The sequence below is a fragment of the Roseateles sp. genome (genome assembly GCF_039595595.1).
In the GTDB taxonomy this organism is placed as follows: Bacteria; Pseudomonadota; Gammaproteobacteria; order Burkholderiales; family Burkholderiaceae_C; genus Roseateles.
Map to the genome: position 1 here is coordinate 1 of NZ_JBCNLG010000059.1, position 8,426 is coordinate 8,426.

The 8,426-nt window shown below is 68.0% G+C and carries 7 protein-coding genes; 3 read left to right on the forward strand and 4 right to left on the reverse strand.

Translation table 11 applies throughout. From position 1 onward, the window contains the following. From ABDW61_RS26370 to ABDW61_RS26380, 3 genes are all read right to left on the reverse strand, one after another. Positions 1-1,904, reverse strand: a 1,904-nt coding sequence (locus ABDW61_RS26370) for an efflux RND transporter permease subunit (RefSeq protein ID WP_343643051.1), incomplete at its 3' end; no start/stop codon positions are given. Then, positions 1,901-3,016, reverse strand: a complete 1,116-nt coding sequence (locus ABDW61_RS26375) for an efflux RND transporter periplasmic adaptor subunit (protein WP_343643053.1) — start codon at positions 3,014-3,016, stop codon at positions 1,901-1,903. The genes ABDW61_RS26370 and ABDW61_RS26375, both read right to left, overlap by 4 nt. A gap of 86 nt (positions 3,017-3,102) precedes the next feature. Further along, on the reverse strand, positions 3,103-3,720 hold the full coding sequence (locus ABDW61_RS26380) for a TetR/AcrR family transcriptional regulator (protein ID WP_343643055.1): 618 nt from the start codon (positions 3,718-3,720) through the stop codon (positions 3,103-3,105). 97 nt (positions 3,721-3,817) lie between these two features. Here ABDW61_RS26380 and ABDW61_RS26385 point away from each other — a divergent pair, with 97 nt between their 5' ends. From ABDW61_RS26385 to ABDW61_RS26395, 3 genes are all read left to right on the forward strand, one after another. Next, positions 3,818-5,305: an efflux transporter outer membrane subunit gene (locus ABDW61_RS26385; protein WP_343643056.1), complete on the forward strand. Its 1,488-nt coding sequence runs from the start codon at positions 3,818-3,820 to the stop codon at positions 5,303-5,305. Positions 5,306-5,352: 47 nt separating this feature from the next. Further along, entirely contained in the window at positions 5,353-6,684 is a 1,332-nt protein-coding gene (locus ABDW61_RS26390; protein ID WP_343643058.1) for an outer membrane protein transport protein, read from the forward strand. A 132-nt stretch (positions 6,685-6,816) separates the two neighbouring features. Continuing rightward, positions 6,817-7,272, forward strand: a complete 456-nt coding sequence (locus ABDW61_RS26395; RefSeq protein WP_343643060.1) for a RidA family protein — start codon at positions 6,817-6,819, stop codon at positions 7,270-7,272. A gap of 102 nt (positions 7,273-7,374) precedes the next feature. On the opposite strand, the gene ABDW61_RS26400 is transcribed toward ABDW61_RS26395, so the two are convergent. After that, on the reverse strand, positions 7,375-7,707 hold the full coding sequence (locus ABDW61_RS26400; protein WP_343643062.1) for a DUF4148 domain-containing protein: 333 nt from the start codon (positions 7,705-7,707) through the stop codon (positions 7,375-7,377). Positions 7,708-8,426: the final 719 nt, after the last annotated feature.

The following is an 8,426-nucleotide window of genomic DNA, read 5'->3' on the forward strand; positions in this document are numbered from 1 at the left end:
GCCTCGCGCTCGTCCTGGCTGTCCGTCCGGATGACGATCTTCGCGAACGAGGGATCGGGCAGCTCGGCGCCCATCGAGAAGTAGAAGCGTGGCGCGCCCTGGCCGATGTAGGAGGTCACGATCTTGGCTTCGCCCTGCTTGGCCAGCCACGCTTCGACCTTCGCGGCGGCGCCGCTGGTCTGGGCGATCGACGAGCCATAGGGCATCTGCACCTCGACCAGGACCTCGGGGCGGTCCGAGACCGGGAAGAACTGCTTCTTCACCGCGCCCATGCCCAGCACCGACAGCACGAACAGCCCGACGACCGAAGCGGCGACCAGCCACTTGCGGCTGATGACCCAGCTCAGCATCCGGCGGAAGCGCTGGTAGTTCGGCGTGCCGTAGAGCGCGTCATGCCCGCCCTCGACGCGCTTGAGGTCGGGCAGCATCTTCACGCCGAGGTAGGGCGTGAAGACCACCGCCACCACCCACGACGCGATCAGCGCGATGCCGACGATCCAGAACATGTTGCCGGTGTATTCGCCGGCCGAGGAGCGCGCGAAGCCGTTGGGCATGAAGCCGACGGCGGTGACCAGCGTGCCCGAGAGCATGGGCGCCGCGGTGTGGCTCCAGGCGTAGGCGGACGCCGCGATGCGGCTGTAGCCCTCTTCCATCTTCACCACCATGGTCTCGATGGCGATGATGGCGTCGTCCACCAGCAGGCCCAGTGCCAGGATCAGCGAGCCCAGCGTGATGCGGTCGAAGTTCTTGCCGGTGGCCAGCATCACGACGAAGACCACCGCCAGCGTCAGCGGCACCGCCGCGGCGACCACCAGTCCCACCCGCCAGCCCATGCTGACGAAGCACACCAGCATGACCACCAGCAGCGCGGCGAAGAACTTCATCATGAACTCGTCGACGGACGCGTCGATGTTCACGGCCTGGTCGGTCACCTTGGTCAGGGCCTGGCCCAGGGGCAGGGCGGCATTGATGGCGCCGACCTCCCGGTCCAGCGCCTTGCCCAGGTCCAGCCCGTTCCATCCCTCGCGCATCACGACGCCCAGCAGCAGCGCCGGCTCGCCGCCGTTGCGGATCAGGAAGGTGGCGGGATCCTCGTAGCCGCGCTTGACGGTGGCGATGTCGGACAGCTTCAGCGTGCGTCCCTGCGCCACCAGCGGTGTGTCGCGGATCTTCTGCAGCTCGTCGAAGGCGCCGTCCAGGCGGAGGAACACCTGCGGCCCGCGGGTCTCGACCGAGCCGGACGGCGTCAGCGCGTTCTGGTTGTTGAGCGCGGCGAAGACGTCCTGTGGCGACAGACCCAGCGTGGCCAGGCGCTCCTGCGAGAACTGCACCTCGATGCGTTCGGCCTGCTCGCCGACGATGTTGACCTTCTTGACGCCCGGCACGTGCAGCAGCCGCTGGCGCAGGGTCTCCGCGTCGCGCACCAGCAGGCGCGGCTCCTCGCCCTTGGCCTTGAGCGCGTACAGCGCGAAGGTGACGTCCGAGTACTCGTCGTTGATGAAGGGGCCCATCACGCCGGGCGGCAGGTTGCGCGCCTCGTCGCCGATCTTCTTGCGGGCCTGGTAGAACTCCTCCTGCACCGCGGAGGGCGGCGTGCTGTCCTGCAGCGTGAGCGTCGTGAAAGCCAGTCCCGGGCGGGTGTAAGTCTCGCTGCGGTCGTACCAGCGCAGCTCCTGCAGGCGCTTCTCGATCTTCTCGGTCACCTGGTCCTGCATCTCCTGTGCGGTCGCGCCGGGCCAGGCCGTGATGATGGTCATCACCTTGATGGTGAAGGAGGGATCCTCGGCGCGCCCCAGCTTGAAGAACGAGACCACGCCCGCCAGCGAGATCAGCAGGATCAGGAACAGCGTGATGGCCCGTTCGCGCACGGCGAGGGCCGACAGGTTGAATCGCCCTTCGCTCACGGACGGGCTCCCGCCGTGGACGCCACCGCCGCGCCGGAGCCGACGCGGACCTGCTCGCCTTCGCGCAGCAGATGCGCGCCGAGCGTGACGATCCGGTCACCCTGTTTGATCTGGCCGCCGATGTGCGCGCCTTCCTCGTCCAGGCGCTGGACGGCGACCGGCCGCCAGGACACCTTGGCCGGCTCCCCCTGGACGACCCACACACCCGGCCCCTTGCCGGCGTCGAACAGCGCGCCCAGCGGCACGTAGGCGCCGGCGGCCGGCGACGCCGGGCCCTCCGGGATCTGCACGGTGACCGTGGCGCCGAGCGGCGCGCTGGCGAGCTCGCCCTCCAGCACATAGCGGGCCTCGAAGGTGCGGGTCAACCGATCCGCCGCGTTCGAGAGCTGCCGCAGCTTGGCGGGCGATGCGTCGCCACCGCGGCCGAAAAGCGTCGCCTGGGCGCTGGAGCCCAGGGCCGGGCGCAGCGTTTCAGGCAACTGCACGATCGCCTCGCGCCGTCCCGCGTGTGCCAGGCGCAGCACGGGCTGTCCCGCGGCGACGACCTGGCCCGGTTCCGCCAGCGTCTCCATGACGACGCCGTCGCCATCGGCCAGCAGCACCGCATAGCGGCTGGCGTTGCGGGCGACATCGGCCTGGGCCTCGGCCGCGCTGAGCTGGGCCTGCGCGGCGTCGGCCGCCGCCTTGACCTGGTCATACGCGGACACGGAGATGGCGCCGGTGCCGCGCAGATCGCGATAGCGCGCCTCGTCCTCGGAGGCCTGCCGGGCCCGCGCCCGCGCCGCCGCCACCGCCTCCTGCTGCGCTTGGGCGGCCAGCTTCAGGTCCTCGGGATCGATGCGCATCAGCACCTGGCCGCGCTTGACGGTCTGCCCGGCGTCCACCAGCCGCTCAAGCACCTTGCCGGGAACGCGGAAACCCAGATCGCTCTGGACCCGGGCGCCGATGGTGCCGGTGAACGACCGGGTCGCGGGCGCCGCGGTCTGCACCGTGGCCACGCGCACCAGTGGCGCCTCGGTGCGGGGATCGGCAACTGGCTTCTCGCCACAGGCCGCGAGCAGGACCGGCAGGCTGAGAAGAAGCGTGGAAACGGGAAGGCGGCGCCGGCGCATGAAAGCCTCAATGACGAGTGATCAGGCTTTCATTCTGGAACTAGTGACCAAATTAGTCAACGGTCACTCTGTTGGCGCGGGGAATTTCAGGGTGACAGGCTTCTCAGGACGAGGCTCGACAGATGCCCGGGGGCTTCGTCGGCGAGATGCAGGCTGTGCTGGAGCATGAGCGGGTTGACGCACGGACGCAGGGCCAGGTAGATGGCCATGACGGTCTCGTCGAGCGGGGTCTTGCGCTCGAAGTCGCCGCTGGCGCGGCCTTCCTGGAGCACGTCGCGGAGCAGCTGCTGCACGCGCTGCTCATAGGCGGCGACCACGGCCCATTGCTCCGTGGCGGCCGAGGCCGCGATCTCATAGAGCTTGCGGTCCTGGAAGAGCAGCCTCAGGCTGGCCTCGGTGAATGCCTTGAACAGGCGGCGGATCTTGTCCGGCGGCGATGCCGCGTCCGCCAGCGAGGCTGCGACCGAGGACTCGATCTCCGCGATGCACTGGGCGCAGATCATTTCGCCGATGGCCTGCTTGGACTCGAAGAACTTGTAGATGTAGGCCTTGGAGAAGCCGATGGCCTTGGCCAGATCGGACACCGTCGTCTTCTCGTAGCCATAGCGGCTGAAGTGCTCGGTGGCCGCGGCGACGACCTGGTCGCGGACCTCGTGGTCCGCGGGACCCCGCGAGGGGGTGGGAGGGCTGCTTGTCGTTTTCATCACGGCAGCTTACGCGACTCGACCCGGATGGACAACGAGTGACCATTTAGTAATATAGTCACTTCGAACATCCCGTTTCGCCTTTTGAGAGGTCCCCATGTCGCGCAGCCTCGCCGCCGCATCCCTTGTTGCATCGTTGATGGCGGCCGGCCTGGCCACAGGGTGCGCCGTCGGTCCCGACTACGTCCCTCCCCGGTCCGATCTGCCGGAGCGCTTCCACGGGCAATCCCAGGTGGATCAGCGCCAGGCGGCGGCGAACGCCGATCTGGTGCGCTGGTGGGAGGGCTTCGGCGATCCTCAGCTGACGCGGGTCGTCACGCTGGCGCTGGCGCAGAACCTGGACCTGGCGCGCGCCGTTGCCCGCGTCGCACAGGCGCAGGCGGGCGTGGGCGCCGCAAACGCCGCGCTGCTGCCCATCGGCAGCGTCAGCGGCCAGGCGGCGCGCGCCTACCAGTCCGTGGAGACCCCGCTCGGGCGGATCCTCGATTCGCGGCCCGGATTCGATCGCCACGGCAGCGCCTACGAGTTGAATGGCAACGCGAGCTGGGAGCTGGACGTCTTCGGCGGCCTGAGGCGCGAGCGGGAAGCCGCGATCGCCGAGTACCAGGCTTCGGAAGCCGGCGCCGTGGCGGCGCGGCTGGCCGTGGCTGCTCAGACGGCCGACCTCTACATCGCCATCCGCGGACTGCAGGCGCGGCTGGTGATCGCGCGGGATCAGGTCCGCACGCGTCAGGACCTGCTGTCCACGGTCCGATTGCTGAATGGAAAGGGACTGGCGGCGGATCTGCAGGTCAGCCAGGCCGAGGGCGCACTGGCGCAGGCGCAGGCCGTGATTCCCGAACTCGAGCAGGGCCTGGACGCGGCCACGAACGCGCTGGACGTGATGCTCGGGAGCCCGGCGGGCACCGGCGCGGCCCAGCTAGAGGACGCGGACGTGCCTGCCGCGCCGGGCATCGCCGGCATCGGCGCCCCGGCCGATCTGCTCCAGCGGCGCCCCGACCTGATCGTCGCCGAGCGGCATCTGGCAGCTTCGAACGCGCGCATCGGCGCGGCCATGGCCGAGTACTACCCCAAGCTCTCGCTGAGCGGCCTGATCGGCAATGCGACGTCGGTGTCGGCGGGCCAGCTCTTCAGCGGCGGCGCGAGCCAGGCGGCCGGGGTTGTCGGACTGCGCTGGCGGCTGTTCGACTTCGGCCGCATCGACGCGCAGATTCGTCTGGCGCGGGGCCAGGAGGCCGAGATGCTGGCGGCGTATCGCCTGGCCGTGCTGCAGGCCGGCGAGGACGTCGAGAACGCCTTCACCGCGCTGGTCAAGCGCGAAGAGCAGGCTGCGGTGCTCACGCAGGGCGTGGACGCCCTTCGCCGCGCGCGCGGGGCCGCGTTCGCTGCGTATCAGAAGGGCGTCGTGAGCCTGATCGAAGTGCTGCAAGCCGACGAGAACCTGCTCCGCGCCGCCGATGCGCAGGTCCAGGCGCGAGCCGGATCGGCGCGCGCGGCCGTCGGCGCATTCAAGGCGCTCGGCGGCGGATGGCAGCCGTCCGAGCCCACCGCCACGGCGCTTGCCCCGCGCCCCCGGAACCCCTGATTCATCACCATGGGCCGGCCGGCCCGCTCACAGGAGACAAGCCCAGCATGAAGATCAACAAGGCTCAGCGCCGCGCGCTCGTCGCAATTGCGGCGGGACTCGCCGGCACCGGCGTGGCCCACGCGGCCGCCTTCCAACTCAAGGAGCAGAGCGCCGCGGGGCAGGGCAGGGCCTTCGCCGGCTCGATCAGCCAAGACGGCGATGCGACGGTGGTCGCGAACAATCCCGCCGCGATGACGCTGCTGGACGGGCGCCTGTTCCAGGCGGACGTCGCGGTCATCGATTACTCGGTCAAGTTCCGTGGCGCGGGCAGCGATGCGCTGGGCCGCCCGTTGACGGGCGGGAACGGTGGCAATGCCGGGGACACGTCGCCGGTGCCGTCGCTCTACTTCCACACGCCGCTGACCGATCGGCTCCACCTGGGGCTGTCGGTGACGGCGCCGTTCGGATTCAAGACCGAATACGACGACGGCTGGGTGGGCCGCTATCACGGCATCAAGACCGATCTGAAGGCCGTCGACGTCGGTGCCGCGCTGTCCTACAAGGTCAACGACATGTTGTCGCTCGGGGCGTCCGTCTTCGCCGAGCGCCTGGAGGTGAAGCTGCGCGACGCGGTCGACTTCGGCGCCTTGCTGGCGGCCTCGCGCGTGCCGGGCTTCCTGCCGGGAAGCGCCGACGGCCGCCTGGACATCGATGGGCACAACACCGAGCTGGGCTACACGCTGGGCGCGCTGCTGAGGCCCGCGGATGGGCTGTCGATCGGACTGGCTTATCGCTCGGAGGTCAAGCACTCGCCGGACGGCGCGAAGGTCGGCTTCACGGTGCCGGCGGCCGCGAACGCGATCCTGTCCGCCGCGCGGCCCGGGACCTTCGTCGACACGACGGCCAGCACCGACATCACCTTGCCTGCCTCGTGGACGCTCAGCCTCTCGCAGCAGCTGAACGAGCGCTGGACGGTGATGGCGGACTACTCGCACACGGCGTGGGGCAAGTTCAGCAACGTCGTGCTGGACTTCCAATCCCAACTGCCCAGCGAGACGCTGCACTTCGGGTATCGGAACACGTCGTTCTATTCGATCGGCGCGGAGTACCGGGCCAATGATCAATGGACGTTGCGTGGCGGTGTGGCCTACGACCAGACGCCGGTGACCGACGCGGTGCGCGATGTTCGTGTGCCCGATGTCGACCGGCGGTGGTTGTCGCTCGGGGCGACCTGGCGCGCGAGCAAGCGGCTGAGCTACAGCGTCGGCTACACGCACCTGTTCCTCAAGGATCCGTCGGTGGATCTGAGGTCGGCTTCGGGGAGCAGCTTGCAGGGCTCGTACAAGCTCGGGAGCAACATCGTGGCGGTGTCGGCGCAGTATGCGTGGGGGCCATGAGACGGTGAGGCGCTGAGGCGGGCGTGCTCGCGCCAGGCGCGTTTGGCAGATGCCTGCCTCTCTCCAATCGGGGTGTCACCGGGCCTGCGGCTTCGGCAGCATCAGGCCTTTGATCATCCTGGAGAAGGCGCCATGTTTGAAGAAGCTCGCGGCACGGTGAAGGAAGTTGCCCAGCTGGGAGTCCCTTGGGAGCAGGCCTACGGCTACGCCCAGGCGGTGAAGGTGGGTCACACCATCTACATCTCTGGCCAGTTGAGCCATGACGAGAAAGGGGCGCTCATCGGACCGGCGGCGCTGGACGCCAGCGGCAGGCCGCTGGACCTTTCGAGCATGGCCGTCCAGATGCAGGCGACCTATGAGAATGCGCGCCGGCTGCTGTCCCAGTTCGGTGCCCGCTTTGACCAGGTCGTCGAGGAGACGCTGTTCGTGCTGGACGTGGACGCGGCCTTTGCGGTCGCAGGCGAGGTCCGGCGCCGGTTCTATGGGCCGACGCCGCAAGTGGCCAGCAATCTCATCGGGGTGTCCCGGCTGGCCTTCCCGGAACAGCTCATCGAGATCGCGTTCCGGGTCGATACGTCCATCAGCTGAAGGGCATCGAGGGATCGCCGGTCTCTGATGGTCCAGCGACGCGGAGGAATGCGAAACGCCCGGCACGAGCCGGGCGTTTGGCGTTCTGCATGCGAGCGCGGATCAGCGAGCCGAGACGCCTTCGGAGCTTGAACCCTTGGCGGCTTCCTTCGCTGCGAATTGCTGGACCAGTTGCGCGTACTTGGGCGATGCCTTCAGCTCGGCGTAACGGGCCTGGGCCTTGGCGCGTTGGCCGGGGTTGAGGTCGAAGTCTTCCGTGCGGTCGACGGCGGCGAGGCCGGACTCGCGGTAGATCTGCAGATCGGCGAGCACCTCGGCGCGCGACTTCTGCGATGGGGTGATCGGGTCCAGATGGCTGTAGCTCTGCGCGAAGGCCGGCACGGCGGCGGTCGACAGGGCGATCAGGGCGGAGGCGATCAGGGTCTTGGCGTTCATGATGGTGTCCTTGGAGAGAGCGTGTCGATCAGGGTTCTGCTTCGGTACGGCATTTGCGTTTGCCGATGACTGAAGGTTAGAAGCCGGGACTTCGCCCATAAATGGGCACGGCATCAATGCGCCGTTGTTGGGGGCGGAACAATCAAGGGAGGACCTTGCCACGACCATCGGCCACGAGCGCAACTCATATATCGTGGCGGAATTGCTTTTCCGGGCGCAGGGCCAGTGCGAGGGATGCGGAAAGCCGGTCCCCTTCCTGCGCAGAACAGATGGCTCGCCCTATCTGAAGGTCCAACACGGCACCACGGCGCCTCGTCAAGGGGATGGCGGACATGATTTCAGACGACCCGCCTGCGAGCGACTCCGACGCCCAACCCTCACGCGTTGGCTGAGCCGATTAATATGCCCATGTTAGGCGATATGAAGCGCGTTAAATCACCGAGGATTGATCTTTCAAGGGAAAGGATGCTTGGACATTGGGATGTTGGTCCGCACGTATCGCAATGCGAATATCAGGTTGGACGCCGTCTTGTCTACATTCAATATCCCAAGGGCGGGTCTGCCCAGCCGTATATTGAGGGGCTCCGGTACCAGGGCGGTTTCAAGCTTCAAGTGCAACACCTCTGACGAGGTCCAGGGTCAACATTGAGAAGACTTCCTGGGGCGTATGCCAATTCAGAATCTTACGTGGCCGTCCGTTGATTGATTCCTCGATGGCG